The sequence below is a fragment of the Novosphingobium rhizovicinum genome, from assembly GCF_040813635.1.
Lineage (GTDB): Bacteria > Pseudomonadota > Alphaproteobacteria > Sphingomonadales > Sphingomonadaceae > Novosphingobium > Novosphingobium rhizovicinum.
Map to the genome: position 1 here is coordinate 183,565 of NZ_JBFNXR010000052.1, position 24,818 is coordinate 208,382.

At 63.4% G+C, this 24,818-nt stretch carries 26 protein-coding genes; 11 read left to right on the forward strand and 15 right to left on the reverse strand.

Annotation, left to right across the window (positions count from 1 at the left end; genetic code table 11):
- Positions 1 to 58: 58 nt before the first annotated feature.
- From ABUH87_RS15090 to ABUH87_RS15120, 7 genes are all read left to right on the forward strand, one after another.
- Complete coding sequence (locus ABUH87_RS15090) at positions 59 to 1,597, forward strand: bifunctional aminoglycoside phosphotransferase/ATP-binding protein (protein WP_367774914.1); 1,539 nt, start codon at positions 59 to 61, stop codon at positions 1,595 to 1,597.
- A gap of 93 nt (positions 1,598 to 1,690) precedes the next feature.
- Complete coding sequence (locus ABUH87_RS15095) at positions 1,691 to 2,050, forward strand: ArsR/SmtB family transcription factor (protein WP_367774915.1); 360 nt, start codon at positions 1,691 to 1,693, stop codon at positions 2,048 to 2,050.
- Positions 2,050 to 2,976, forward strand: a complete 927-nt coding sequence (locus ABUH87_RS15100) for an MBL fold metallo-hydrolase (RefSeq protein WP_419956713.1) — start codon at positions 2,050 to 2,052, stop codon at positions 2,974 to 2,976. The genes ABUH87_RS15095 and ABUH87_RS15100 overlap by 1 nt, the downstream gene beginning before the upstream one ends.
- A complete protein-coding gene (locus ABUH87_RS15105) occupies positions 2,973 to 3,410 on the forward strand; it encodes a YeeE/YedE family protein (protein ID WP_367774918.1) in 438 nt (145 codons plus the stop codon). Before ABUH87_RS15100 ends, ABUH87_RS15105 begins: the two co-directional genes overlap by 4 nt.
- 1 nt (position 3,411) lies before the next feature.
- The gene (locus ABUH87_RS15110) at positions 3,412 to 3,849 is read left to right on the forward strand and encodes a DUF6691 family protein (protein WP_367774919.1); all 438 of its coding nucleotides are present in this window, start codon (positions 3,412 to 3,414) and stop codon (positions 3,847 to 3,849) included.
- Positions 3,846 to 4,265 carry a protein tyrosine phosphatase family protein gene (locus ABUH87_RS15115; RefSeq protein ID WP_367774920.1) on the forward strand — a complete coding sequence of 140 codons (420 nt, stop codon included), beginning with the start codon at positions 3,846 to 3,848 and terminating at the stop codon, positions 4,263 to 4,265. The genes ABUH87_RS15110 and ABUH87_RS15115 overlap by 4 nt, the downstream gene beginning before the upstream one ends.
- Before the next feature lie 22 nt (positions 4,266 to 4,287).
- The gene (locus tag ABUH87_RS15120) at positions 4,288 to 6,057 is read left to right on the forward strand and encodes a SulP family inorganic anion transporter (protein WP_367774921.1); all 1,770 of its coding nucleotides are present in this window, start codon (positions 4,288 to 4,290) and stop codon (positions 6,055 to 6,057) included.
- Positions 6,058 to 6,154: 97 nt separating this feature from the next.
- Here ABUH87_RS15120 and ABUH87_RS15125 read toward each other — a convergent pair whose 3' ends face one another.
- The 10 genes from ABUH87_RS15125 to ABUH87_RS15170 all read right to left on the reverse strand — a co-directional run bounded on the left by ABUH87_RS15125 (position 6,155) and on the right by ABUH87_RS15170 (position 16,256).
- Complete coding sequence (locus tag ABUH87_RS15125) at positions 6,155 to 7,246, reverse strand: alkene reductase (RefSeq protein ID WP_367774922.1); 1,092 nt, start codon at positions 7,244 to 7,246, stop codon at positions 6,155 to 6,157.
- Positions 7,247 to 7,286: 40 nt separating this feature from the next.
- Positions 7,287 to 8,048 carry a hypothetical protein gene (locus ABUH87_RS15130; protein ID WP_367774923.1) on the reverse strand — a complete coding sequence of 254 codons (762 nt, stop codon included), beginning with the start codon at positions 8,046 to 8,048 and terminating at the stop codon, positions 7,287 to 7,289.
- Positions 8,049 to 8,257: 209 nt separating this feature from the next.
- The gene (locus tag ABUH87_RS15135; RefSeq protein WP_367774924.1) at positions 8,258 to 8,758 is read right to left on the reverse strand and encodes a nuclear transport factor 2 family protein; all 501 of its coding nucleotides are present in this window, start codon (positions 8,756 to 8,758) and stop codon (positions 8,258 to 8,260) included.
- A 95-nt stretch (positions 8,759 to 8,853) separates the two neighbouring features.
- On the reverse strand, positions 8,854 to 9,627 hold the full coding sequence (locus ABUH87_RS15140; protein ID WP_367774925.1) for an SDR family NAD(P)-dependent oxidoreductase: 774 nt from the start codon (positions 9,625 to 9,627) through the stop codon (positions 8,854 to 8,856).
- A gap of 45 nt (positions 9,628 to 9,672) precedes the next feature.
- A complete protein-coding gene (locus ABUH87_RS15145; protein WP_367774927.1) occupies positions 9,673 to 10,770 on the reverse strand; it encodes an LLM class flavin-dependent oxidoreductase in 1,098 nt (365 codons plus the stop codon).
- Between the two features lie 196 nt (positions 10,771 to 10,966).
- Complete coding sequence (locus tag ABUH87_RS15150; RefSeq protein WP_367774928.1) at positions 10,967 to 11,539, reverse strand: SRPBCC family protein; 573 nt, start codon at positions 11,537 to 11,539, stop codon at positions 10,967 to 10,969.
- The gene (locus ABUH87_RS15155) at positions 11,536 to 13,248 is read right to left on the reverse strand and encodes an FAD-binding protein (RefSeq protein WP_367774930.1); all 1,713 of its coding nucleotides are present in this window, start codon (positions 13,246 to 13,248) and stop codon (positions 11,536 to 11,538) included. Before ABUH87_RS15155 ends, ABUH87_RS15150 begins: the two co-directional genes overlap by 4 nt.
- Before the next feature lie 179 nt (positions 13,249 to 13,427).
- Positions 13,428 to 14,366 carry a helix-turn-helix domain-containing protein gene (locus tag ABUH87_RS15160; protein ID WP_367774931.1) on the reverse strand — a complete coding sequence of 313 codons (939 nt, stop codon included), beginning with the start codon at positions 14,364 to 14,366 and terminating at the stop codon, positions 13,428 to 13,430.
- Positions 14,367 to 14,457: 91 nt separating this feature from the next.
- Positions 14,458 to 14,865: a nuclear transport factor 2 family protein gene (locus ABUH87_RS15165; protein WP_367774932.1), complete on the reverse strand. Its 408-nt coding sequence runs from the start codon at positions 14,863 to 14,865 to the stop codon at positions 14,458 to 14,460.
- A 26-nt stretch (positions 14,866 to 14,891) separates the two neighbouring features.
- Positions 14,892 to 16,256: an aromatic ring-hydroxylating oxygenase subunit alpha gene (locus ABUH87_RS15170; RefSeq protein WP_367774933.1), complete on the reverse strand. Its 1,365-nt coding sequence runs from the start codon at positions 16,254 to 16,256 to the stop codon at positions 14,892 to 14,894.
- Positions 16,257 to 16,620: 364 nt separating this feature from the next.
- Here ABUH87_RS15170 and ABUH87_RS15175 point away from each other — a divergent pair, with 364 nt between their 5' ends.
- Complete coding sequence (locus tag ABUH87_RS15175; protein WP_367774934.1) at positions 16,621 to 17,520, forward strand: SMP-30/gluconolactonase/LRE family protein; 900 nt, start codon at positions 16,621 to 16,623, stop codon at positions 17,518 to 17,520.
- An 88-nt stretch (positions 17,521 to 17,608) separates the two neighbouring features.
- On the opposite strand, the gene ABUH87_RS15180 is transcribed toward ABUH87_RS15175, so the two are convergent.
- Entirely contained in the window at positions 17,609 to 17,773 is a 165-nt protein-coding gene (locus ABUH87_RS15180) for a hypothetical protein (RefSeq protein ID WP_367774935.1), read from the reverse strand.
- A 187-nt stretch (positions 17,774 to 17,960) separates the two neighbouring features.
- The gene (locus tag ABUH87_RS15185; protein ID WP_367774936.1) at positions 17,961 to 18,638 is read right to left on the reverse strand and encodes a DJ-1/PfpI family protein; all 678 of its coding nucleotides are present in this window, start codon (positions 18,636 to 18,638) and stop codon (positions 17,961 to 17,963) included.
- 161 nt (positions 18,639 to 18,799) lie between these two features.
- Between ABUH87_RS15185 and ABUH87_RS15190 the strand changes: the two genes are divergently transcribed.
- The 3 genes from ABUH87_RS15190 to ABUH87_RS15200 all read left to right on the forward strand — a co-directional run bounded on the left by ABUH87_RS15190 (position 18,800) and on the right by ABUH87_RS15200 (position 22,786).
- Positions 18,800 to 20,473 carry an acetolactate synthase large subunit gene (locus ABUH87_RS15190; RefSeq protein WP_367774937.1) on the forward strand — a complete coding sequence of 558 codons (1,674 nt, stop codon included), beginning with the start codon at positions 18,800 to 18,802 and terminating at the stop codon, positions 20,471 to 20,473.
- Between the two features lie 103 nt (positions 20,474 to 20,576).
- Entirely contained in the window at positions 20,577 to 22,193 is a 1,617-nt protein-coding gene (locus ABUH87_RS15195) for an ATP-binding protein (protein WP_367774938.1), read from the forward strand.
- Positions 22,190 to 22,786 carry a response regulator transcription factor gene (locus ABUH87_RS15200; RefSeq protein ID WP_367774939.1) on the forward strand — a complete coding sequence of 199 codons (597 nt, stop codon included), beginning with the start codon at positions 22,190 to 22,192 and terminating at the stop codon, positions 22,784 to 22,786. The genes ABUH87_RS15195 and ABUH87_RS15200 overlap by 4 nt, the downstream gene beginning before the upstream one ends.
- Positions 22,787 to 23,088: 302 nt before the next feature.
- Here ABUH87_RS15200 and ABUH87_RS15205 read toward each other — a convergent pair whose 3' ends face one another.
- The 3 genes from ABUH87_RS15205 to ABUH87_RS15215 form a co-directional block, all read right to left on the reverse strand.
- Positions 23,089 to 23,961 (reverse strand): YihY/virulence factor BrkB family protein, encoded by an 873-nt coding sequence (locus ABUH87_RS15205; RefSeq protein WP_367774940.1) that lies wholly within the window; start codon positions 23,959 to 23,961, stop codon positions 23,089 to 23,091.
- Positions 23,961 to 24,239, reverse strand: coding sequence for a hypothetical protein (locus tag ABUH87_RS15210; RefSeq protein WP_367774941.1), 279 nt, complete (start codon positions 24,237 to 24,239; stop codon positions 23,961 to 23,963). Before ABUH87_RS15210 ends, ABUH87_RS15205 begins: the two co-directional genes overlap by 1 nt.
- Before the next feature lie 179 nt (positions 24,240 to 24,418).
- On the reverse strand, positions 24,419 to 24,808 hold the full coding sequence (locus ABUH87_RS15215) for a hypothetical protein (protein ID WP_367774942.1): 390 nt from the start codon (positions 24,806 to 24,808) through the stop codon (positions 24,419 to 24,421).
- Positions 24,809 to 24,818: the final 10 nt, after the last annotated feature.

Sequence of the window (24,818 nt, forward strand, 5' to 3'; positions counted from 1 at the left end):
TGCGTGCGGAGGTCCGGCGAATGGCAGATAGCGGCAGCGGTACAAGAGGCGCATTCCAGTGAACGCTTGCGACGACCAGGGCGAGACGATCGCCTTTCTGTCCCGGGCCGGCAGCTTTGGCGCTGCCGGTTCCGTCGACCGGATCGATACGCACGCTGCCATCATCTTTCTTGCCGGGGACCGCGCCTACAAGCTCAAGCGAGCAGTTCGGTATCCCTATCTGGACTTCTCAACCGCAAACAAGCGCAAGGCTGTTTGCGAGGCGGAAGTCGCACTGAACCGCCGCACCGCGCCGGATATTTATCTCGGCGTGTGCAGTGTCGGCAGACAGGCAGACGGAACGCTTGCGCTGGATACGGGCGAGGCGATCGACTGGCTGGTGGTGATGAGGCGCTTTGCCCCTGAGTGCCTGCTGGCCAAGATGGCGGACAAGGGACCGCTAGGGCCAGAACTGGTCCGAGATCTTGCCGACCAGATCGCCACCTTTCATGACATGGCGGAAGTGGCTGACGGAAACGGCTCGGACCGCGTGCGCGCTGTGTTGGACGGGAACTTGACCAGCATGACGGCGCTGGCGGAGGGGCTGCTGCCGATGGAGGACTGTGAGCGGCTCCATCGGCGCAGCCTTGATGACGTGGACCGCCTTTCACCCCTGCTCGACCGACGCGCGGAGACGGGGCACGTCAGGCATTGTCATGGCGATCTGCACCTTGCCAACATCTGCCTGTGGCAGGAGCGGCCAACGCTTTTCGATTGCCTGGAGTTTGATGCCGCTCTCGCGACTACGGACGTGCTCTACGACCTCGCCTTCCTGTTGATGGACTTGTGGCACCGCGGGCTGCACGCCGAAGCATCGCCTCTGTTCAACCGCTACTGCGACATGCGCGAAGAAGACGATGGACTGCCAGCGCTGCCCCTGTTCCTGTCGATGCGCGCAGCGGTGCGGGCTCATGTCCATGCGAGCGCGGCAGAGCGGCACGATCGTGGCGAGCGGCGCGAAGCGGAAGCGCGGACCGCCCGCGCATATCTGGCTGCGGCGATGGGGTTCCTTGACCGCAGCAAGCCGCAACTCACCGTCATCGGTGGGCTTAGCGGCACGGGCAAATCAACGCTCGCGGGCGCACTTGCCGCTGAACTGGGCGATCCTCCCGGCGCGCGCTGGCTCAGAACCGACGTGCTGCGCAAGCGCATGGCGGGCGTATCTCCCGAGACGCGGCTTTCGCCTGAAGCCTACACGAAAGAGCAGAGCGAGAAGGTCTATGACCGGCTCGCCACAAAAGCCCGTGAGATACTGGCAGGCGGGACAAGCGTCATCGCCGATGGCGTATTCGCCGCCGAGGCAGAGCGCAACGCGATGACAGCGGCCGCGACCGAGGCAGGCGTGCCCTTCGTCGGGCTATGGCTCGAAGCGCCGGTCGAACTGCTACGAAGCAGGGTGAGTGCGCGAACGGGCGACGCCTCCGATGCCGACGCGCCCGTGGTGGAGCGCCAGCTCGAGTACGAGCTGGGCGACCTGAGCGCGTGGCATCGGATCGAGGCGACAGGCTCGCCAGGAGAGGTCCTGGCCCGCGCCAAGCGTGAGCACCCCCTGCCCTGACGATCAGGCGTCAACGCGATCAGAGAAGTCTCACCCCACCCTTGACTCCATATTAGACATTACTAAATTAGTGATACCTAATGGAGAGTCGATGTGAGCAATGCCGAAGTTCCTCAGTCACGCTTCTTTCGCCAGGCGAGCGAAGCTGCGGGGCTTCTCAAGGTCATGGCCAATGAGACACGCCTCCTTGTCCTTTGCCTGCTGGCAGAGGCGGGAGAGCTGTCGGCAGGAGCGCTCACGGAGCAAGTCGGGCTGAGCCAGTCGGCGCTGTCGCAGCACCTGGCGAAGCTGCGGGAGGAGGGCCTCGTGGCGACACGCAAGGAGGCGCAGTCCGTGTTCTACCGCGTGTGCGACCCCAAGGCCGGGCAGGTCTTGGCCGTGTTGCATCAGATCTTCTGCCCCGAACTCGGCGAACTGCCGACGCCGGACGCCAAGAATGGAGAAAGCGCATGATCCGCGATGAGAATATCGAAAGAGCTGCCGAGCAGGTGAATGCCGTTCTGGCAGGCCAGCTTCGTGCGCCTCACGTCAAAGCCTTCTTCCATGAGCCGACGTTCACCGCGACCTACGTCGTAAGCGACGACGCTACCAGGCGTGCGGCGATCATCGACAGCGTGTGGGACTTTGATCAGCCCTCCGGCCGGACCAGCTTCGAGTCCGCAGACGCGATCATTGCCTATGTGCGCGAACAGGGCCTGACGATCGACTGGATCCTGGAAACGCATGCCCATGCCGATCACCTTTCGGCTGCGCCTTACCTGCAGGAACAGCTCGGCGGGAAGCTTGCGATCGGGCGCGAGATCGTGACCGTGCAGGGTGTATTCGGCAAGATCTTCAACGAGGGCACCGAGTTCGCCCGCGACGGATCGCAATTCGACCGCCTGCTGGAGGATGGCGAGACTCTGATGATCGGCGAAATCCCGCTGATCGCGCTCCATGTTCCCGGACACACGCCGGCTGACATGGCCTACCTTGTGGGCGATGCGGCGTTCATCGGCGATACGATGTTCATGCCGGACTACGGCTCCGCACGCGCCGACTTTCCCGGCGGTGACGCTCGCAAGCTTTATCGCTCGGTCCGGCGCCTGATGCGCCTGCCGGACCAGACGCGCGTATTCCTCTGCCACGACTACAAGGCACCCAATCGCGATACCTTCGTCTGGGAAACCACGATGCTGGCCGAGCGGACCGCGAACGTGCACCTGCATGAGGACGTCAGCGAGGATCAGTTTGTCGAGATGCGCACGCAGCGCGATGCGACGCTGGACATGCCGCGCCTGATCCTGCCTTCGATCCAGGTCAATATGCGCGGTGGCCATTTGCCGCCTCCGGAAGAGGACGGTCATTCCTACCTCAAGGTTCCGGTGAACGTGCTGTGACGCTGCCGGGCTTTCCTGACGCGGCCCCGCTGCACGGCTTGGTCGGCGGCGTGCTGATCGGCCTTGCAGCCGCGCTCATGTTGCTGGGTGCCGGGCGGATTGCAGGGGTCTCCGGCATTCTTGCGCGCGGCACCGGCATCGCCTCGGGCGGCATGGCGCGGACGAGCGCGTGGGGGTTTCTCGTTGGGCTGCCACTTGGCGCTCTGGCGATCCGCTTCGCAACGGACTGGGAGCCGGCCAGGTTTGCCGGCTGGCCTACCCTTGTTCTGGCCGGTCTTGCGGTGGGTTTCGGCACTCGCCTCGGCAGCGGCTGCACCAGCGGCCATGGCGTGTGCGGTGTCAGCCGCCTTTCACAACGCTCGCTGCTCGCCACTGCCACCTTCATGGCGACCGGCATTGCGAGCGTTTCCGTCATGTCCCTGCTCGGAGGCTGATATGTCCTTGGTGCGTAAACTTCTGCCGCCGCTTGCCTCCGGATTGCTGTTCGGAATGGGGCTGACCGTATCGGGGATGACGAACCCGCAGCGCGTCCGCGGATTTCTGGACGTCTTCGGCGCCTGGGACCCGACGCTGGCCTTCGTCATGATCGGCGCCATTGTGGTCATGGCTGTTGCCTGGCGAATGCAGGCCCGCATGATGAAGCCGGTTTTCGGTGACACCTTCTCTCTGCCCGACCGCACCGATCTTGATCCACGCCTTCTGATCGGCGCCGCTGTGTTCGGCATCGGCTGGGGCATCGCCGGACTGTGTCCTGGCCCTGCGATCGCCTCGCTGGCGCTGGCGCCCTCCGCCGCCCTTCCCTTCGTTGCCGCCATGCTCGCGGGCATGTTGCTGCAGAAAATCACGATGGAACGAAAGGTCTCCAGATCATGATACAGCCAAAGCGCCTGTCGGACCGCCTCTCTGTCATGCCGCAGATCGACCCGGACGATTTGCAAGAACTTGCGGATGCAGGCTTTCGCTCGGTCGTCAGCAATCGGCCTGACGGTGAGGAAGACGGCCAGCCCAGTTGGACGGAAATCGAGCACGCCGCCCGCGCGGCAGGGATGGAGGCGCGACATATTCCGGTCCGTCCCGGTGCGATCACAAACGGCGATATCGCCCGGTTTGCGCAGGCTCTGGAGCAGATGCCGGCTCCGGTTGTCGCGTTCTGCCGAACTGGAACACGTTCGGCAACGCTGTGGGCCCTCAGCAACAAGGACGCCCGCTCCGCCGAGGATCTGATCCACACTGCGGCCGACGCCGGGTACGACCTGTCGTCCCTGCGCGACCGTTTGAACCTGGACTGATCGGACAAGTGGCAGGGCGTCCATGAAGCACCTCGCCCGCTACGTCCCGATCCTCGATTGGGGGCGCGGCTATAGCCGGGAAACGTTGACGAACGATCTGGTGGCCGCGGCCATCGTGACGGTCATGCTGATCCCGCAGAACCTTGCCTATGCGATGCTGGCCGGGCTGCCGCCGCAAGTGGGCCTCTACGCTTCGACCATCCCGATCATTGCCTATGCCCTGTTCGGCACCAGCCGGACGCTCGCGGTCGGTCCGGTGGCGGTCATCTCACTGATGACGTTGACCGCGGCGAGCAGCGTCGCCGCGCCGGGCAGTGCCGAATACATCGCAGCCGCACTCGTGCTTGCCTTGCTCTCGGGGCTGATCCTGTTGCTCATGGGCATCCTGAAGCTGGGCTTCCTTGCCAACCTGCTGTCCCATCCCGTGGTCTCGGGGTTCATCACCGCGTCGGGGATCATCATCGCCACCAGCCAGTTGAAGGGGATTTTCGGAATTCCTGCCGCTGGCGAGGCGATTCCTGAACTTGCCAGCACGCTTTTTGCCAACCTGCGGCACACGAACCTGCCCACCCTGCTGATCGGGATTGTGTCGATTGCCTTCCTTTTCTGGACTCGCAAGGGCCTGAAGCCAGTTCTGACCGCCACCGGGTTGCAACCGCGCGCAGCGGATCTCATCGCCAAGGCGGGCCCGATCGCCGTCGTCGCAGCGGCGACCCTGGCCGTTGTCCTGCTCGATCTGGAGGAGCGAGGCGTCAAAGTCGTCGGTGATATCCCGCAAAGTCTGCCGCCGTTTACGAGCCCTGCATTCGACGCAGACTTGTGGCGGCAACTTGCCATCCCTGCGCTCATCCTCTCGATCATCGGCTTTGTGGAGTCCGTCTCCGTCGCCCAGACTCTCGCGGCCAAGAGGCGACAGCGGATCGATCCCGATCAGGAGCTTATCGGCCTGGGCGCCGCCAACATCGCCGCCTCCCTGTCCGGCGGCTACCCTGTGACCGGGGGCTTCGCACGGTCCGTGGTGAATTTCGACGCCGGAGCCCGAACACCGGCCGCAGGGGCATTCACCGCCGTTGGCATTGCAGTCGCCGCCCTGTTCCTGACGCCGCTGCTTCGCTCCTTGCCCATTGCAACTTTGTCCGCAACCATCATCGTTGCCGTTCTCAGCCTCATCGATCTTCGGACCCCACGCATGATCTGGCGGTATTCGCGAGCGGACTTCGCTGCGATGGCGGTGACAATCGCAACGACCCTGCTTGTCGGAGTGGAACCGGGCGTAATTGCCGGTGTCGCGCTGAGCCTCGCCCTGTACCTGTGGCGCGCGGCGAGACCCCATGCCGCGATCGTCGGGCGGGTGCCCGAGACAGGGCACTTCCGCAACGTGAAGCGCCACAAGGTGATCACCGATCCGAATATCCTGACCATCCGGATTGATGAGAGCCTGACTTACCTCAACGCGCGCTGGCTGGAGGAGTTCGTCTCCGAAGCCGTGGCGGAACACCCGCGAGCCAGGCACCTTGTGCTCATGTGCTCGGCGGTGAACTCGATAGATGCCTCGGCGCTCGAGAGCCTGGAAGCCATCAACCATCGCTTGCTGGACGCAGGCGTCAGGCTGCACCTTTCAGAAGTGAAGGGACCGGTCATGGATCGGCTGGAGCGATCGTCCTTCCTCTCCGACCTCGGCGGGCAGGTGTTCCTCTCACAGGATCAGGCGTTTGGATATCTTACGAGCGGAACGGACGAGGGCGAGCCCGCGCAGAGCAACGATCTCTGGATGGCCCGCGGCCTTATCTGACCGTTAACCGGGCCTAAAGCGGCCCTTAAACGCTCCACTATCGGCCCGCAATTGCCCGTCCTTGCGGCGGCCCCGTTCAGAGCCGCCGCGAGCGGCCTCAATGGTCGAACGGCAGGGGCTGGTAATCCGTGAAGCCTTCGGCTCCGCCACCGTAGAACGTCGACTGATCCGGTTCGTTGAGAGATGCGCCGATACGCAGGCGTTCAGGAAGGTCCGGGTTGGAAATGAAGGGACGCCCGAAACTGATGGCATCTGCCACCCCCTTGCTGACGTCAGCTGCCGCCGATGCGCCATCGTAAGACCCGTTGCCGATGTACGCCCCGTCGAACAACGGGCGCAGCCTGTTCAGCAAGGCGCGTTCGTCAGCACTGCTCTCCTTCACGAACTGACCGATCACGTGAAGATAGGCCAGCCCGCGCCCCGACAGCATCCGGTAAGCGGCGCTGAACGTCCCCTCGGGATCGCTGTCGCGCATGTCGTTGGCTTGGCCGAGCGGCGACAGGCGCACTCCTACCCGGCCGGGTTCGAACACGGCGCACGCGCGCTCGATCGCCTCGCGCAGCAGTCGCAGGCGGTTTTCCACCGGACCGCCGTAGTCATCATCCCTCCGGTTCGATCCGTCCTGGATGAACTGGTCAAGCAGGTAACCGTTCGCGCCGTGTACTTCGACGCCATCGAAGCCGGCTTCCTTCGCACAGCCGGCGGCGTTCTCGAATTCGTCGAGGGTGCGCGCGATGCCATCGGCATCCAGGGCCACCGGCTCGGAAGTGGCCGAAAAGCCCTCGCGCGTGAAGGTCATCGCATCGGCCCGGATGGCACTGGCGGAGACTGGCTGCGCACCGTCCGGCAAAAGCGAGACATGGCTGATCCGGCCCACGTGCCATAGCTGGCAGACGATCCGCCCGCCTGCCGCATGAACAGCTTCGACGATCGGCTTCCAGGCCTCCACATGATCGCGGGTATAGATGCCGGGCGTGTCGATATAGCCCTTGCCCATGGCCGAGACCTGCGTGGCCTCCGAAACGATCAGTCCAGCCGAGGCACGCTGCCGGTAGTATGTCGCGCTGAGAGGCTTCGGCCTGCCGTCGGGCTCAGCCCGGTTACGGGTGAGCGGTGCCATGAGGACGCGGTTGGGCAGTTCCAGGGCGCCTGCACGCAAGGGCTGATACAGAATGCTGGTGTCGGTCAAGAATGTCTCCGTTCTCGCATGATGTGTGCGTGTCGTAGATTCAGCGATGCGCTGCGCGGTGCGCTTTCAGGGTCTTTTCAACAGCGTCGAGCGCGCTGAGAAGCTCCGCTCTCCATCCCCCCTGCGGCAAGGTGCGGATGGCCGAGTGCGCGGCGCAGACGATGCGGGTGTCCGACCATTCCTCGGCCAATAGGCGTGCCCAGGCTGCGTACTCATCGGCGGCGCCAGGGCGGTTCTGGAGCGCCTTGGCCAGCATGGGGTGAAAACGCAGCTTCGGCTGAGGCAGGATCGCGCGCAGCAGGCGGGGCGGCTGGAACACGTTGATGGTGTCATCCACGTGGACGATGCCGCTTGCGCGATGGCGGACAAGAACCGACGCGACGTGCACGCTCTCATCCGGGCAGATGAAGTCCACGCCTCGCGGTACGGAGAACGCGAAGTCCTCTTCGAACTCCGCCTGCACCGCCGCGTCCTCGATGACGCCCTGCTCCCACGGCAGATCGGGCAGTTTATCGCGGTGCCGCCGCGTCCCGATCAGGCGCGCCTCGGGAAAGAGGCCATGGAAGGCCCGGCAATGCAAAGTGTGGAAGGGGTGCACGTTGATGATGGCGTCAACCTTGCGCCCGCCGTCGGTCAGTGACAGCAACTGCTCTCGGTCAGCGCCATCTGCGGAATAGCTGTCGAGGATGATAAACCGGCCGTTCGCCCGGCGCGCCACAGACATCTGGGTGCCGATGTCGATCACACCGGCGATCTTGAACTTGCCACGCAGGTTCCAAAAGCCATCCGATAGCTGACGCATGACCGAACCTACCTTCTGAGTAATGAGAAAGCCTGAGTGATGAGAAAGCGGCCGGCGCCGCCCAACGATCTGAAAGCCAACGATCTGAAAGAATGACCGGGCCTTGCTAAGGTTCCGCCATGGGGCATGCGCGGAATGTGTCCGCGGACGTGTCTTGGCCGCGGCGGACCGTCAGGATTGCTTGAGAGCCCGAGCCGCGAACTCCGCAGTCACCGCTCGTACGAAGGGTCACTCCGATCGCGACTTCCGCGCATCTGGTCCGGCGGCACCAGCCCCTGCCTGACAACCTCGACGCGGTCCGCATCGACGATTGAGCGGCGGTGAGCGATGCGCCACTCGCCGTTCCTGCGCTCCAGCCGGTCGACATAACGCACGTTGGCTATCCAGTCCCTCTCCGGCTCCCCACCCTCAGGCGGCAGGCGGTGGTACGCGATCGCGTAATGCTCTGCGAACGCAGTGTCCCCGCGCACCTCGACGAGCTGATTGCAGACGCAGTGGTTGGTCGAGGCAAAGCTGGGCAGGTTGGCCTTGGCGTATGCGATGAAGCCGTCGATGCCACCGACGTATTCGCCATGATCGTCGACCGCATCCGGGTGGTAGCAGGACCGGATCAGATCCCAGTCCATGCGGTCAACGCCGCGGCAATAGCGCAGATGCAACCGTTTGATTGCGTCCTCGTCGAGGAGGGACTGAACCGCTGCATCGGTCATCGTGGATACTCCCGCTTCGCTGGATCTGACCTCGTGCCGTTCTTCGCTTGAGCGGCGCCACAGAGGAGGGACACCCGTGATCAGCGCGCCAGCCTTCAGGGACGCATGAATGCACCACCATCTACGGCGATCACCTGACCGGTTATGAAGTCCCCATCGTCGGACATGAGCAATGCGCTGACCGCCGCGATATGCCGCGGACGGCCCAGCCGCTTGACCGGGGCCGCGTTGGCATAGCCGGTCAGATGCTCTTCGGAGAGCACTGCCTCCAGATCGGCATGAACGATCAACCCCGGCGAGATGGCGTTCGCACGAATGCCCTCCGCTCCATGCCGCGTCGCGACGTGCCGCATCAGCGGAAGGATAGGCGCCTTGCTCATGGCATAGCCCATGAGATCAGCCGCTCCGTTGTAGATCGAGTTCGTCGCCGTGTAGACGATCGATCCACCACCGCGCCGCACCAGGGCGGGAATGGCTGCGCGCGTGCAGACCAGATAGCCGCGCGCGTTCACGCGCATCGCCGCGTCATAGTCGTCCAGATCCTGACCCAGCACGTCGGTAGGCTTGCCATTGGGCCTGGCTATGTCGAGGCTGGCGAAATTGATGTGAATGCCATCAAGGCCGCCAAAGCGGGAAACGGCAAGTGCCACGATCTCCGCCGCAGAAGCCTCGTCCGCGCCGTCGAGTGCCGTCGCCACAGCCGTGCCGCCACGGCTGACGATCTCTTGTGCCACGCGCTCCGCACCATCCCCATTGATGTCGCCGACGACGATCGTGGCGCCCTCATCGGCCAGATAGTTCGCGATGCCGGACCCGATACCGCCCGCACCCGCGACTATGATGACCTTACCCTCAAGCCTGCCGGCCATGTTCCGTTATCCTCTTCCCGTTGCCTGGCGCGGAGATGTCCGGCGTTACGGCGCCGCGGCGGACAAAGACGAGACGCTTGCCGTGCCGCTTGCGGGCCGAGCCCGGTCCTTGCGGAAGTGCGGCATGACTTCCTTGGCGAACAGGCGCAGTTCCTCGATCTGCTGGTCGGGATCGGGCACGCCGGTCGGAGTGATGAAAAGGTACTCCGGGTCAGTCAGGTCGCGGATGCTTTCCAGCTCGCGAATACAGTCGTCGGGCGTTCCAACAACCGCACGATGCGGCGCGAATTCCTCGAGGTTGACGGCCTTGCCACCGAACACCACTTCGCTGGATTCTGCATCGCGATCGGGCATCGCGCCAAGATCACCGTAAGCCTGCCAGACCTGGATGACATTGGTCAGGAAGTTCGGATCGATCTTGTCGCGACTGGGCACGACATGCACGTCGCGCATCAGGGCGAGAGTCGACGGTCGGCCATGCTCCTTTGCCATGGTGCGGTAGCGGCCCACCTTCTCCGCCAGATCGAGCATGTGATCCGCGAAGCTCGCCTCCCAGCCATCGGCAATCCGCGCCGCGCGCTGCATGGCCGGCTCGCTGACCGCGCCGATCCAGATCCGGGTTTCGATCGACGGCAGCGGGGGCGGTGTCACGGTGATGTTCTCAAGCTGGAAGTGCTTGCCTTCGAACGAGAACTCACCGCCCGCGAGCGCGAGACGCAGGATCGCGATGCACTCTTCCAGGCGGCTCGCCCGGCTCTTGAAGCGCCAACCCACATTCTCGAACTCGTCGGGCTTGTACCCGATGCCTGCCCCCAGGATGAAGCGGTTGTTCGAGATTTCCTGGAGCGTGTTGATCTCCTCGGCGAGCTCGACGGGATGGTGTGCAGGCACCAGCATGATGTTGGTCGCGAATTCCATCCGGCTGGTGCGTGCCATCAAGGGCGCGAGCATCGTCAGCGGCGCGGAAGGCTCGGATGCGGAATCTCCGCCGAACGCGGTCTTGTCGGAGAACCGGTGCTGCCCGCACCAACCCAGATCGTACCCGAGATCCTCCATCTCCTCCACGTAACGGTAGAGCTTCTGGTACGGATTGGACGAATTGCGATCGATAAGCTTGCGGTTGATGATGATGCCGAACTTCATCCCGATCTCCCTTGCCCTTTGCGGGTCCACTATCCCCGAGCTGTTTCTCCAGGCCGCTCAACCCTGCGACTGACCTTCCCGGCAAGGCCGTCCCAGACGGATGGGAGCGGCACGCACCAGCGGTCATTCGTCACTATGTTAGCATGCGTACGCGCTTGCAATCCGTCTTTCAAGCGAAGCGTTCGATGCGCTCCCACTAGCCCGCGCCACCAGCCGATAACCTGCGCCAGAGCTTTTGCAGCGGGGCCAGTAGCCGCGCGATCAGTGAAGGCTGGGCCTGCCGGACCGGCTGCTGTGGCCGGGCCTGCTGAGCCCGCTGGGCGTCGCCGCTTGCGTGCTCGATCCCCTCCGCCAGCTGGCGCCCGAAAGCGAGCGCGAACTTCGGCAATAGCGGACCGCCCATCGCCTCCCACATCGGAGCCATGGGCCCGGTGCCTTCCACCTGAAGGGCGAGTGTCATCTCGCTAGCAGTGTCACTCGTGGAGACCGCATGATACGAGCCTCGGCCAATGACCGGGTCGCCCTGCAGCTTGAAGGTGAAGAACACCCGCTCGGGTCCATCCCACTGATCGACGTGAACGTCGACCTTCACCGTCCTTACCAGTGCGCCGACTCCGACTTTCAGCACCCAGCGCGAGTCATCCTCGCTCAAGAGCTCACAGCTCTGCAGTCCGGGCATCAGGCTCGCCCAGTTGGGAATGGTCTTCACGTATTCCCAGGCCGCCTCGATCGGCGCGTCGACGGGGACGGTCTGCCTGGTCTCGATCATGCCGGGACAAGCTCCGTGCGAAGCCGCTCCGCTTCCTGCTCCAGCAGGCGGCTTGGGTCGCCGCAAGCGTGGCGCGCGGCGAGCCAGCCGTACGTCATGCCCCGCGCGTTCGAAACGCCGCTTTGCATGACCGCGCCCGTTTCCATGCGCGCGACCGAGTTACCGGCGGCATAGAGCCCCTCGATCGGCTTGTCGTCCCAGCCGACCACCCGCATCTGGTAGTCGGTCAGCAGGCCTGTCGACGGGATTGCCGTGCCGCCCATGCGCTTGAGCTCGACAGCATAGAACGGACCCTTCTCCAGCGGCCCCAAGTTGCCGTTCGGCTTGTGGTTCGGATCGCCCGCCATCCACAGGCTCCAAGGATGGGTGCCGCGGCCAAACTCCGGGTCTTCGCCACGCTCGGCGTGACGATTGAAGGTAGCGACCGTCTCGCGCAGCCCTGCGGCGTCAACGCCGATCTTCTGCGCCAGTTCTTCAAGCGTGGGTGCCACGGCGCCGAAGCCTTCGGGCCAGTCCTGTCCCGGTGTGATCGAGACGAACGGGTATTTCTCCCGCGCCTGGCTGTCGAGCACCGCCCAGCATGGGAAGTTGGGGTGCGTCTGGTCGCCACCGTCGATGCGGTCCACCTCGTAGTAGAACGAGCGGTAGAACGATTCATTGCCGAAGCGTTTGCCCTTGCGGTTGACGACGATGGTGTGCGGCAGGCCCAGCGCGGCCAGCGCCGTGCGCCAGAGCGGCGCCCCCTCCTCGTCCTCCTCGCCGGGCACGGTGAAGCCCAGCGAGGTTATATCGGGCACTTTCGCGATGCGCGCGCCCAGCGGACCGGCAAGCCGGAAGTTCGCGCCATCGACGCTGGAGAACACCATCGATCCCAGATCCAGCTGCATGCCCAGGGTCCGGTTATAGTCCTGCCGCCGCTCGTACGAACTCACCGCCACCACAACGCCCTTGCGCGCCTTGACGAACACGTCGCGCCCTTCCCGCCTGACCCGGACACCGACCACCCGCTCACCGTCCGAGATCAGTTCCTCAGCCGAAGCGCCGGTCCACAGCGGAATGCCTCGGTCGAGCGCGCCCTTCACGAAATAGGCGGCAAGCCCCGGACCGAGGCAGCGCTGGTCGCTGGTGAGGCGTTCGCCCATCTTAGCGAAGTCCCACTTCATCATGTTGGCAGTGCCGCCCGCATCGAAGATGTCCGCGTGCGTCATGCCATAGGGCATTTGCGGGGACAGTCTGGTCCTGTCCTGCCACTCGCCGAGCGAGGCGCCATCGAAGGGGATCGCTTCAAGCATCCGCCCCTCTGCCACGCCGTGATCGTTGGCCTTGTAGTAGTAGTCGGGACAGCCCTTGATGACCTCCATCTTCAAGCCGATCCGGTCCTCGAAGAACTTCAGGGCGTGTCTTGCGTGGATCACGAGGTTGAGGACGGCAAGGTCGCTGCCGTAACCCATGGAGAGGGTCTGGAGGTAGCGATAGCCCTCGTCGACGCTGTCCTCGATCCCTGCCGCCTCGGCGAGGTGATTGCCGGCGACCCAGACCTCTCCCATGGAAAGGGCAGTCACACCGCCAACCTGCTCCGATTTCTCGACCACCAGTGCCGTCGACCCCAGGTCATGCGCTGTGATCGCGGCGCACAAGCCGCCCGCGCCCGAGCCGATGGCGACAACGTCGTATTCAGCGTCCCAGCTCTCGGGCAAATTCCGCAGCATCTTCAGCTCTCTCCCACGTCGCGCTCCGAACGCCCGGAATGGCGGTCGATCGGAAGCTCTTATCTGTTTGTGAGACAGTGGGTGCAGGATCAGGCACCGCGCCGCAACGCTCCCGGGTTGCAGGTTCGTGCCGGCGTTTCACCATGGCGTGCAAATGCGGCACGCCCGCTGCCACGATATCAGTGGATCTTCGAGGAAGCGGTATATCCGTCGATATGACAGAGGCCCGCGCGCGATCGCATGCGGTATTCGGAAGGCGTGATCCCCTCTGCACGTCGGAACGCATTGCTGAAGTGCGCTGTGTTGCAGAAGTGCAAGACGGCCGCGATTTCCTTCACGCTAAGGCGGTCCTCAGCCAGCATGCGACGCGCCTTGCCAAGCCTTTCCAGCGTGATGAAGCGCTGCAGCGCCTCTCCCGTAGACACCTTGAACATGCGCATGAGGTGCCCGCGGCTGATGCCGCAAATCGCCGCCAGCTCCTGGATTGAAGGATAGCCCTGTTCCAGCGCTGCATCCAGGCGTTCGCGGATGCGACGCAGCTGCCATGGCGCAAGACCGTGAGCGGACGGCGCCGAAGGATGCGCCCCGCCGTGCATCTGCCCCAGCCGTGCCATTTCGATGGCAATCATCGTGCTCGCGGCCTCGATCATCTGTTCCGAGCCGAAGCCGGGGTCGATCAGCTCGCGGTGGATGGTCGTCATCATCTTCTCGACCGCCGGACTCGACAGTGTCAGAAAAGACCCTGCACGGTCGTACCAGCCGTTCGCATCGATCTGAGTCGCCTCCTCGAACAAAGCCTTGTCGAAAAAGCAGTTCAACGTGCGCAGCGGCCGTTCGATGGGATACATCGTGATGGCACGGGTGGACGGCATGAAGCCCAGCGAGCGCACCTGCGGATATACCTCAAGGTTGCGCACGCTCTCAGTCACGAGCCGAAGCGCGGAATGCCCTTCGGAGATGCGCTGACAGACGACATAGCTCTCTGCCGGACAGACCCAGGCTGCCGGCGCTATCCACTCGGTGGCTCCGATTACGATGGAGCCGCCTGCAAGCGGAACTTCCTTTTCGATGAGCACGCGCATGATGGCTACTTCACGCTGGATAAGGGGCCTTGCCATACCACAGTACGCCCGTTGCAGCGGCAATGCACGCCTCTACTCGCGCGGACGAAACGAAGCGGGCAATCCGGCACCCCTTCAGAGATTTCTGTCAGGGCGTCTCCTCGGCAATGGGTTGATAGTCGCGCCGCGCGAAGACCCAACTGCCGTTGTTCTTGACCAGCTCGTCACGATACTGGCCCACCAACTTGTACAGTCCGCCTGTTTTCAGCCGGATGATCTCACGCGCGACGCAGCGGCAGGTCGCTCGATCTCCTTGCACCTCGATGGAGCCGATCTCGGTCAGGAAGCCGACTTTGTCGAACGCGACCCAGAGCTGGTCCCACTGCTCGCGCAGCTCGGCCCTGCCCTGCCGGGTGAATACGTGCGTATTCCACTGCGCATCCTCGGCAAAGCAGGCGACAAATGCCTCAGGATCGGCGCAGGCACTCGCATCCGAGTAAGTGGCATAGAGTTCGCGTATCGCTTCTTTATCTTCGCGCGGTCCGGTAAACGGCATCCACAATCTCCCGTGTGTTCCTGATGTCAGACGGCCACCCGCTGCACCCAGCGATCCAGAGCCGCATGGAAGTGCGCGACACGCGGCTCGCTCCTGGTGAGGAGCATCTCCGTGTAGAGACGGTTGCGCAGGCCATCCTGCTGTATCGGCATCTGGTCAAAGTCCTGCTGCAGGACCCAGTGATAGGGATAGTGCTCTCCCGCCGGCATGGTCTTGACCGGTTCGGTCTTTGCCGCCCGCTCGCTCTCCGGCACCCATTGCAGAAACATGACGTGCCACACGCAGCGGTTGTGGTCGCCGCTCGGATGGGGCTCGTTGACGATCACGGTCGCATCCCCGGCACAGACCTGGATGAACACGTTGGGGAAGAACAGCCAGTACTGGTAGTCCGTCATCTGCGTGTCGGTCAGGCCGCTCACGTCATAACCCTTGCCGGTCAGCTGCTCCCGGATCGCGCGCTGGAACAGTGTCTTGGGCGTCAACCCGGCGGGCATGACCAGCTTCCCGTCTGCATCGCGGTAAGTCTCGATCACCTCTGCAAAGCGCGGCAAAACCTCTGCGTAGAGCGGGAACTGCTCGGTCGGGACGTTCAGGATGTCCTGCCGCTCCTGTTCGGCGTCATCGCAGACCTTGCCGAACGGGACCGTGGCCACGCAGTGATCTCCGAAGACCTCGAAACGCTCTCGCGACGTGTCGGACAGGCCCAGCAACTCGGGATGGACACCCTGAATGTGGTAGGATTCGCCGAAGGCGTCCATCACCACCTTCCAGTTGCAGGCCATCTCCTCGCGCACGTTGATGCCGACAGCCACCCACTCGTCCATGCGATAGGCAGCGAGCACATCCTTGGCATCGCCCAGGAACGTGGCCAACGGAGGCGCATCGCGGTCGGGGTTCAGGAAAATGAAGCCCGCGAAGCATTCTACCGAGACCGGGATCAAGCCCAGCTCCTGCTTGGGCGCAACGAACTCTTCCAGAGGACCGTCGTAGTCCGGATGCGCGATGGCGAGCGCCTTGCCGTCAAGGCCGTATGTCCAGTTATGATAGCGGCAGGTAAAGCGTGAGCCGTTCCCCTTGCCTTCGCAGAGCCTGTTCCCGCGATGGCGGCAGGCGTTTACGAAGCCCCGCACTTGTCCATCCTTGCCCCGCACGAGCAGGAATGACTGGTCCTGGATCTTGTGGACTTTCCAGTCGCCGATATTGGGGATCTCTTCCGCGCGTCCGGCAATCTGCCAGACTTTCATCCACAGCTGTGCGAGCTCGCGCTCTGCGTAATCCTCACAGCTGTAGCGGTCGGTCGGGATTCGCATGTCCCAGGCGCTGAAGTCGACCTCCGACATCAGGCTGGCACGGTTCATCCACTCGCCGGGCTTTGCGGCTTCGACATTCATCGCAACATCCTCATCACCTGGACGCCTGCATCTCGTCAGCAGGCTGTTCCTGGAGCTCGCGCACAATGGCGAGCCTTTGTGAGAACTATGCTCGTTCGACGCTTCGCGGCGCAACAGCAGGCCGTTTCAGATTTGCGGCAGGCTTTCACGTCCGTGCGTAATTCTGCGCGTTCGAGACCAGCACCTGCGAAAGCCGCCTGACCCTGGCAGCCCCACGCCGACTGCGCGGTCCCATGGCGGGTAGGCGGACCAGCATCTTGACAGCGCCCTGCCTTGCTAACATTCTGACGAATGAAAAGCGCAAAGCCGCTTTACGGGACAGCACGCGGCAGCCCTAAGGAGCATGTCGCCTCGGGAGAGTGACATGACTGAAGCCATCGCCGACACCTTCACCAAGGTCGCGTCCGGTATCTACCTCGAAGGTCTGGCCGTCGACCATCAGCGCGACGTGATCTGGTATAGCGACGTGATCGCCGGCGGCATCCACGGCGTGAAACCCGATGGCACCAAGGTGACCTCGTTCAATCCCGATCGGATGTGGACCGGCGGCGTGATGATGAACGTCGACGGCGCGGTGCTCTCCAGCGGTGAAGGCGGGATCATGTGGAACGATCCGGAGAGCGGAAAGTCAGGCTGGCTGATCGACAGCATCGGCGGCAAACCGATCAACGGCATCAACGAGATGGTACCTGACGGCGAGGGCGGCATCTTCTTCGGCACCAATGACATCGAAATGGTCATTCAGGGCCAGCCAACCCGCCCGACCGAACTCTATCGGCTGAGCGCGTCGGGCGATCTGACCAGACTGGCGGAAGGACTTGGGTTCACCAACGGCATCATGTTCGATCCCCAGCGCCGCCGCTTTTACTGCAACGATACGTTCCATTGCACCTGGGCCTTCGACGTGGCGGACGATTTCAGCATCTCCAACAAGCAGTGTTTCCTTGAGAAGGAGGACGTCGACGGCATGTCTCTCGACGCCGACGGGAACCTGTGGGTGACGGGCTTTCGTTCGAACTACTTCACGCGGCTTGCTCCTGATGGCCGCGAACTGGCACGCTACGACACCCCAGCCGGTTCGATCACGCAGCTGCGCTTCGGCGGCGCCGACATGCGCGACGTCTACTTCAACTCGGTTCCTGCCGACGGCGGCGACACCCTGAAGGAGGGAGGCGCAATCACGGCCCAGAACTCATTCCTGTTCCGCGGACGTTCCGAGAAGCCCGGCTTCAAGATCGAACCCGCGCGTTTCACGCTGCGCTGACCATCTTTGCGGCATCTGAAGGCGACCCCACAAACGGGTGAGCGCGGCTGCCCATGTCAATGAGCGGCGGGAGCTTCACAGCGTCGCTTCAGGGCTTTTCCATGGCTGCCAGCACGTCTTTGGCAACGGCAAGCATGTCCACTTTTCCGTGCATCACGACATCCCCCATGCCGCTGGCCTCATAGATCAACCCGCGCAATCCATGCCGGTCGATACTGCTGACGATGATGTGTGCAAGCTGCTCGGCGGTCACTGCGGACTTTCTCTGAAGGATACTTGATGGGCGAATCACCCGCCCTGCGGGCAGAGCAGATTACCCGTAGAAGCGAGCGGCGCTGGAATACGAACGCGTGCCGATCAGCCCGCGCTTTCCACCTTTGGCGCCCACAAGCAATGGGAAGAACAGCATCGTGCGCTAAAGCGCCACGAAGCGTGCGGTTTCATGAAGGTTCTGCCGCGTTCCCGCCCGCAAGGTCATCGTCCGGAAAGGTGCCGTCGCTCCAGGCCCATTGCGCTTCACCGTCAAGGAACGGTTCGACGACCGAAATTGCACGGCTGACGAAGAGTTCCTTTTCGCCAACTGGCGCGACATAGTGCATGGCGTCCTTTGCATCCTGCAACGAAGCGCCCCGCGCAATCATCCAGGTCGCGAGATATTGGGAGGCCAGGCAACCGCCTGCCGTCGCGATGTTCCCGTGCGCCACGAAAGGTTCGTCGATCACGCCCACGCCGGCCTCCACCACCCACGGCTTCGTGGTGAGATCGGTGCAGGCAGGCAGATTGCCGATCAGCCCCAGCTTTGCCAGCAGAAGCGTGCCCGAGCATTGAGCGCCGACCAGTTGGCGCGCAGGGTCGAGATGGATCTGCGACATCAGATCCCTGTCAGCTGCTATGTCCTGCGTCCTTATTCCACTGCCGATCAGGACGGCATCCGCGTCGGCTGCAAACTCCAGCGGCTTTTGGCGTTCCACGGTGACACCGTTCATCGAAGTCACCCGCGGCGTCGGCGCCGTGATGTGCGCTGCCCAGCCCTGTGCCTTCATGCGGTTCAGAATGGCCGCCGCGACGAACGAATCCAGTTCGTTGAACCCGTCGAATGTCAGAACTGCGATTTGCATGAACGCCTCCCCGGCGATGGTTGAATGCCCCGGCTGTGTGGCGGCTTGAACGTCGCGTTACTGTTCCGCTAAGTCGTGGCACCTGCTGGCAACTACCTTTGCCTGCAGAGACACAAGAAGCGGGCGTCAGCTGCGGCTGGCGGGTTCAGGGGATATCAAGCGTGGCAGAAAGCGACAAGCGCAAGGCTTCGGACGTCTTCATCGAGTGCCTGGAGCAAGAAGGCGTGGAGTACGTCTTCGGGGTTCCGGGCGAAGAGAACCTGGACTTCCTCGATTCTCTTTCGCGGTCGAGCCAGATCAAGCTGATCCTCAACCGGCATGAACAGTGCGCTGGCTTCATGGCAGCCACTTACGGCCGCCATACCGGCAAGGCCGGCGTGTGCCTGTCTACGCTAGGGCCGGGTGCCACGAACTTCGTCACTGCCGCGGCCTATGCGACGCTCGGCGGCATGCCGATGCTGATGATCACGGGCCAGAAGCCGATCAAGAAATCCAAGCAGGGCCGCTTTCAGATCCTCAACGTGGTCTCGATGATGCAGCCGATCACCAAGTACGCGCATCAGGTGGCCTCGTCCGACAACATCCCCAGCCGCGTGCGCGAAGCCTTCCGTATCGCCGAGGAGGAGAAGCCGGGCGCCACGCACATCGAACTGCCCGAGGATATCGCCGACGAACACACCGAGGCGCGCCCGATCCCCCGCTCCATCGTGCGACGGCCCACGGCGGACGTGAAGTCCATCGTGCAGGCGGTAGAGGCGCTGCAAGCGGCCAAGCGCCCCGTGCTGGTCCTGGGAGCCGGGGCAAACCGCAAGATGACCAGCAAGATGCTGGGTGAGTTCGTCGAGAAGACCGGAATCCCGTTCCTCACGACGCAATTGGGCAAAGGCGTAATTGACGAGGGGCATCCCCGCTTTCTGGGCTGCGCGGCGCTCTCGTCCGGAGACTTCGTGCACCGGGCGATCGATGACTCCGACTGCATCGTCAACATCGGTCACGACGTGATCGAGAAGCCGCCGTTCTTCATGCTCAACGACGGCAGCCGGACCGATTGCAAAGTCATCCACGTCTCGACCAAAACCGCCGAAGTCGATCCCGTCTACTTCCCGCATGTCGAGGTGATCGGCGATATCGCCAATGCCATGTGGCAGATGAAAGAAGCGATCACACCCTCGCCCAAGTGGGACTTCCAAACCATGCTGCGCTATCGCCAGGCGGAAGTCGAGCATACGGCCAGGCTGGCCAGCGATGAGCGGTTTCCGATCTTCCCGCCTCATCTCGTGTCGCAAGTCCGACAGGCGCTTCCGGACGATGCGATCGTGTGCCTGGACAACGGGATCTACAAGATCTGGTTCGCGCGCGGCTATTGCGCCCGCAAGCCGAACACCGTGCTGCTCGACAACGCGCTGGCGACGATGGGCGCAGGGCTCCCGTCCGCGATGGCGAGCGCCATGGTCTATCCCGACCGCAAGGTCATTGCCGTCTGCGGCGACGGCGGTTTCATGATGAATAGCCAGGAACTGGAGACCGCCGTTCGGCTGGGGCTCAACCTGACTGTGCTGATCCTCAACGACAACGCATTCGGAATGATCCGCTGGAAGCAGGCGAACATGGGCTTTGCCGACTTCGGGCTCTCCTATGGCAACCCCGATTTCGTGAAGTACGCGCAGAGCTATGGCGCTGAGGGCTACCGCGTCGAAAGCGCAGCGCATCTCAAGGAATTGCTGGAGCACTGCCGCGACACACCGGGCGTGCATCTGATCGACTGTCCGGTGGACTACTCAGAGAACGATCACCTCCTCAACACCGAAATCAGGGAGCTGTCGGCGAAGCTCTGAACGGCGGCGTCCGGCGACATGGCGATGGCCCTCATCTGAGAGTGGCGGCCACCGTATAATTTCCGGCTTCCGCTTGCCGCATCAAGTGGCCAGAGGGGGCGTCATGAGTGTGGCGGTTACTCCAGGCAGAGCGATGCCGGGCCTTTTCGTGCGCGCGCTCGTCCCGCGCAGAGGCGACCTTGCGCTGCTGGCAGTCTATGCGCTGGCCTTCGCGTTGCTGCACTGGTCGGCCAGCCCCTGGGGTGGGGCGGGCTTCTTTTCACTATGGTACCCTGCCGCAGGGCTGCGCTTTGCGGTGCTGTGGTATCGCGGCGCCGCGCTCGCGCCCTGGCTGATGGCCACCGAACTGGGAGTCGACTTCCTCACGGGAACGATCTCCTTGACGTCGCCGATGCTCCTGCAGGAGGTAATCGGCGTACTACGGCCGGGCGTGGCTTACGCCGCCGCAGTCGGCATGGTCCATTGGCTCGTACACCATCGCAAGGGCGCGCTCACTCTGCCGCCGCTGGCGTTCGGGCTTGCCGCTGTTTGTGCCCCGGTGTTCAACGCGCTGAGCGTGCTTCTTGCCGAAGCACTGGTGCCTTCTTCTTCGACGGCTTACCGGGCTGGAGCGGACATCGCAGTCGCTCTGACCGGTTTGACGGTCGGCGATCTGCTCGGCGTTCTGGTGCTGGCCCCGGCGCTGCTGTGGTTTGCGGGAGTGCTCGATGGTTCAACGCCGCCCCGCATTCCCCCTCCCCGCGCACAGCCTGTGCTCGAAAGCATCGCCGTGATGGGCGTATGCCTCCTGCTGGCGGCGCCGCTGTGGCGCGCGGGCCTGGGGGCGCAGCCCCTGCCTACCCTGCTCGCGGGCGCGTGGATCGGCCTGCGGTTCGGACGGGCCGCTGCCTGGCTGACCATATTGGCCGAAGTGCTGGTATTTCTCCCTTACTCGATCGGCTCGGTCGGGAATTCGTCCCGTCTCGACCTTCATCTGGATATGGCTGCCGTCGTCCTCATCACATGGCTCGCGGGCAGTTTCGCAGACGCGCAGAACGCCTCGAATGCGCTTTTGACCAAGCGAAATCGCCTCTTGTACCAGGCCGAACGCCTCAAGACCCTGCGCGCCATGTCGGTCGCGGTGATCCATGAGATCAGCCAGCCGCTTTCCACGCTGACCATCGAGGCCGGGCATCTGCGAGAACGCACCGCCGGGCTTGATGCGGACATCACGGCCAGCGCCGAACTGGTCGATCGCAAGGCGCACACTCTGTCGGAGATGGTGCGCCGCCTGCGCAGGTTCGGCGGGCGCGACGTGGACGAGCCGTCGGTCGTGCCCATCGCCATGCTGATCGACACGGCACGGCAGATCGTGGCCTCGGACCTGAAGGCCAGAGCCGCCAGGCTGGAGGTCGCGCCGATCTCCCCGGACTTGTCGGTTCAAGCGCAGGAAATCGAACTGACGCAAGTGCTCGTCAACCTCCTGCGCAACGGTGCGGCCGCCGCGTCGGGCCGGACGATAGACCTCACCGTTCAGGACGAGCAGGAGAACGTGAAGATCATCGTAGCCAATCCAAAGCCCCATCCAGGCGCATCAGCGGTTCAGGAGCCGGGCATGGGCGTCGGTCTCATCATCGCGCGAACCATCGTCGAGGCACACGGGGGCACTCTCGTGCGTGAGGACACTTCGCAAACGGTTCACTTTGTCCTCACGCTACCTCTCGCCGGAGCTATCGCATGAACGCCCAGAGCCACGCGACCGTCGCCGTCCTGGATGACGACCGGGATTTTGCGATGTCTGTTGCGCGCCTGCTCGGCCGCAACGATCATACCGCCCTAGCATTCTCCGCCCCTGCCGAGCTGCTGGAGGCGCTGCCCGGATCCTCCATCGGTTGCGTGGTAAGCGACATTCAACTGGGCGAGATCGACGGCTTTGTCTTTGCCGAAACACTGCGCGCCCATGATACCGCCCTGGCCCTCGTCTTCATGACCGCGTGGCCGACGACGGCCCATGCGGTCGATGCGGTTCGGCGGTACGGTGGGCTCGACTATCTGGAGAAGCCAATTGACGAAGGACGGCTTCTGACGGCGGTTTCGGAGGGCCTCGCCTGGTCGGAGCGGGAGCGGCGCATCGCTGCCCTTACCGGGCAGCTTACGCGCCGCGAACGCGAGGTCTTCGATCTACTGGTACGCGGCCATTCCAACAAGGAAATCGCCGACCGGCTCGCGATCTCCGCACGCACGGTCGAAGACCACCGCGCGGCCATTGTCTCGAAGACCCGCACGAATGGCCTGGCTCAACTTGTCGCGCTCAGTCGAGGTGAATCGATCTGAGCGCATCAGGGTACTCCGGGAAATTTCCGGATCGATCAAAGACCTTGGGACGAGGCAAAGGAGCTTCAAAGCAGAACACGCTGCACCGCTCGTCCGGTCAGCCGTGTTCCGCAACCGAGGCGACCCGAGGCACGTCCCAATCTATGCGGTGGACAGCCTCTCCTTTGCCGGCGAGCTGCCGCGACGCGGCTCGCCGGTTTTTTCCCCTTACTGCGCAGGTTTCTGTGCTGTGCAGCTAGTGAAGGTGAAGACGCGCTGAAGCGCTGATCCTCGCTCGCTCGAGCCTGCCGGCTCCATGAATCTCAACTGCAGCCACGCTCTAGAATGCGGTTCAACTCGGCACCCAGAAGGATGATGTAGGCGGAGATGTAGAGCCACGTCAGGAAGATGATCACTGCGCCAAGGCCGCCATAGGTCGCGTTGTAATTCCCGAAATTCCGCACGTAGAAAGCGAAACCGACCGTCGCCGCAATCCAGCCCACAGTGGCGAATGCAGAGCCGGGCTTGAGCCAGCTTTCGGGACACGGCGGACGGCTGGGCGCAAAGCGGTATATGGTCGAGATGGTTACACGCACACCAAAGGCCGCTGCCAGCCAGAAACCCAGCTGTAGAGCGGTACGCACGGCGCCGCCCAGATCGGGCAGAATGCTTTGGAGGAGCGTGAAAGCCGAAATCGCCAGGCTCGCGAGGATGAACATGCCGACCAGGCCCAGCGCAACCACGATCGCGACCACCGTATGCCAGATGAACGAGCGGCTTTCCTCCACCTCGAAGACAATGTTGAGCGCGGTGACCATGGCTCCTGCACCTCGCATCGCGCCGTAAAGAGCGAGGGTGAGTGACAGGAACAACCCCACGCTCACTCCGGCGTCCGCAGCGTCCACCATGCTCTGTAACTGAACGCCGATGATCCTCGCCGCCTCATCCGGCATGATGCTGGCCAGAACTGCGATGTGCCTTGCCACCTGGTGTGGCTCGGCAATCAGCCCGTAGCTGAGAACGACGGCGGTCAGCGTCGGCACGAAGCTGAGAAATCCGTAGAAGGCGAGCCCCGAGGCAATGAGGCTGAGGTTGTCCTTGCTGGCTTCCGCCATGGTGGCTCTGCCGATCGTCCACCACCTGCGGATCGCAGACGGCTGATCTGCCAGCTCGCGAGATGAAAGCGGCTGCGCCATTACGGCTTCCCGTCGATACAGATCGTTTCGCCCGGCTCCAGAGTGCGGCTAGGCGAGATCCCTTCGAGATATAGCAAAGTCTCCGCTTCGCGCTGGGTCATGCCCATCGCCGCCGAATGCGCCATCAGTTGAGCAATCGACATCGATCCAGAGCCGGCCATGCCGTTCGCAGGGGCGGTCAGCAGGATTCCGGAGCAGGCAGCTTCATCGCCGCCGCCCGTGCAGGCCGCCACGAGCAGGCATGGCAGGATCGAGAGGTGCACCCAAAAACGTTTCATCGCGACGGTGGCTAACATCCAAACCGTGCGCAAGGCTACCCGGATGTTCCGGATCGCCGGCAAAGCACCCTGCACCTGCAAGGCACATTGGCGAACACCTGTCTTGCCGGCGCGTGCGATCCCTCTGCAGCAGGGCTCGCGATTTTCAGGTCACAGATTTTCGATGCCGGGTTTTCCCGTCACGGGGCGCGATAGTAGCTGCTGGCCGAATTCGCATCCTGCACATCGTATGCAAACCAGGCCTGCGCGGCATAGTCGTACACCTGTGCGACGCCATCAGCCACTTGCGCCGAATAAAAGGTGGATGTGCCCCGATCATACCCTTTCACCGTCGCGCCCTCGACTTCGAAGGACACGAAGGTCTTGTCGCCAGCATCATGAATCTCGGGCAAAGTGCCCCCGAACTTCGCGGCGCGGTCGCCATCGAAGCCCTGGAGCTGATCGCCACGGAATTCCGCAGCGATCTGCAGATCCCGTCCTGCCGAATGGTCGTAAAGGCCTGCCACTTTCTTGTCAGTGAGATAGGCGAAGGCGGCGGCGGCAACCATGCCGCGAGTGTGAGGCTTCATGCTCCCACTT

What these genes read in the sequence shown, in the direction of transcription:
- ABUH87_RS15160 (WP_367774931.1), bottom strand. Translation starts at nt 14,366, where the DNA reads ATGGCAAGGCCCCTTATCCAGCGTGAAGTAGCCATCATGCGCGTGCTC.
- ABUH87_RS15175 (WP_367774934.1), top strand. Translation starts at nt 16,621, where the DNA reads ATGACTGAAGCCATCGCCGACACCTTCACCAAGGTCGCGTCCGGTATC.
- ABUH87_RS15195 (WP_367774938.1), top strand. Translation starts at nt 20,577, where the DNA reads ATGAGTGTGGCGGTTACTCCAGGCAGAGCGATGCCGGGCCTTTTCGTG.
- ABUH87_RS15130 (WP_367774923.1), bottom strand. Translation starts at nt 8,048, where the DNA reads ATGCGTCAGCTATCGGATGGCTTTTGGAACCTGCGTGGCAAGTTCAAG.
- ABUH87_RS15145 (WP_367774927.1), bottom strand. Translation starts at nt 10,770, where the DNA reads ATGAAGTTCGGCATCATCATCAACCGCAAGCTTATCGATCGCAATTCG.
- ABUH87_RS15205 (WP_367774940.1), bottom strand. Translation starts at nt 23,961, where the DNA reads ATGGCGCAGCCGCTTTCATCTCGCGAGCTGGCAGATCAGCCGTCTGCG.
- ABUH87_RS15110 (WP_367774919.1), top strand. Translation starts at nt 3,412, where the DNA reads ATGTCCTTGGTGCGTAAACTTCTGCCGCCGCTTGCCTCCGGATTGCTG.
- ABUH87_RS15155 (WP_367774930.1), bottom strand. Translation starts at nt 13,248, where the DNA reads ATGCTGCGGAATTTGCCCGAGAGCTGGGACGCTGAATACGACGTTGTC.
- ABUH87_RS15215 (WP_367774942.1), bottom strand. Translation starts at nt 24,808, where the DNA reads ATGAAGCCTCACACTCGCGGCATGGTTGCCGCCGCCGCCTTCGCCTAT.
- ABUH87_RS15140 (WP_367774925.1), bottom strand. Translation starts at nt 9,627, where the DNA reads ATGGCCGGCAGGCTTGAGGGTAAGGTCATCATAGTCGCGGGTGCGGGC.
- ABUH87_RS15170 (WP_367774933.1), bottom strand. Translation starts at nt 16,256, where the DNA reads ATGAATGTCGAAGCCGCAAAGCCCGGCGAGTGGATGAACCGTGCCAGC.
- ABUH87_RS15165 (WP_367774932.1), bottom strand. Translation starts at nt 14,865, where the DNA reads ATGCCGTTTACCGGACCGCGCGAAGATAAAGAAGCGATACGCGAACTC.
- ABUH87_RS15185 (WP_367774936.1), bottom strand. Translation starts at nt 18,638, where the DNA reads ATGCAAATCGCAGTTCTGACATTCGACGGGTTCAACGAACTGGATTCG.
- ABUH87_RS15210 (WP_367774941.1), bottom strand. Translation starts at nt 24,239, where the DNA reads ATGAAACGTTTTTGGGTGCACCTCTCGATCCTGCCATGCCTGCTCGTG.
- ABUH87_RS15150 (WP_367774928.1), bottom strand. Translation starts at nt 11,539, where the DNA reads ATGATCGAGACCAGGCAGACCGTCCCCGTCGACGCGCCGATCGAGGCG.
- ABUH87_RS15135 (WP_367774924.1), bottom strand. Translation starts at nt 8,758, where the DNA reads ATGACCGATGCAGCGGTTCAGTCCCTCCTCGACGAGGACGCAATCAAA.
- ABUH87_RS15120 (WP_367774921.1), top strand. Translation starts at nt 4,288, where the DNA reads ATGAAGCACCTCGCCCGCTACGTCCCGATCCTCGATTGGGGGCGCGGC.
- ABUH87_RS15200 (WP_367774939.1), top strand. Translation starts at nt 22,190, where the DNA reads ATGAACGCCCAGAGCCACGCGACCGTCGCCGTCCTGGATGACGACCGG.
- ABUH87_RS15115 (WP_367774920.1), top strand. Translation starts at nt 3,846, where the DNA reads ATGATACAGCCAAAGCGCCTGTCGGACCGCCTCTCTGTCATGCCGCAG.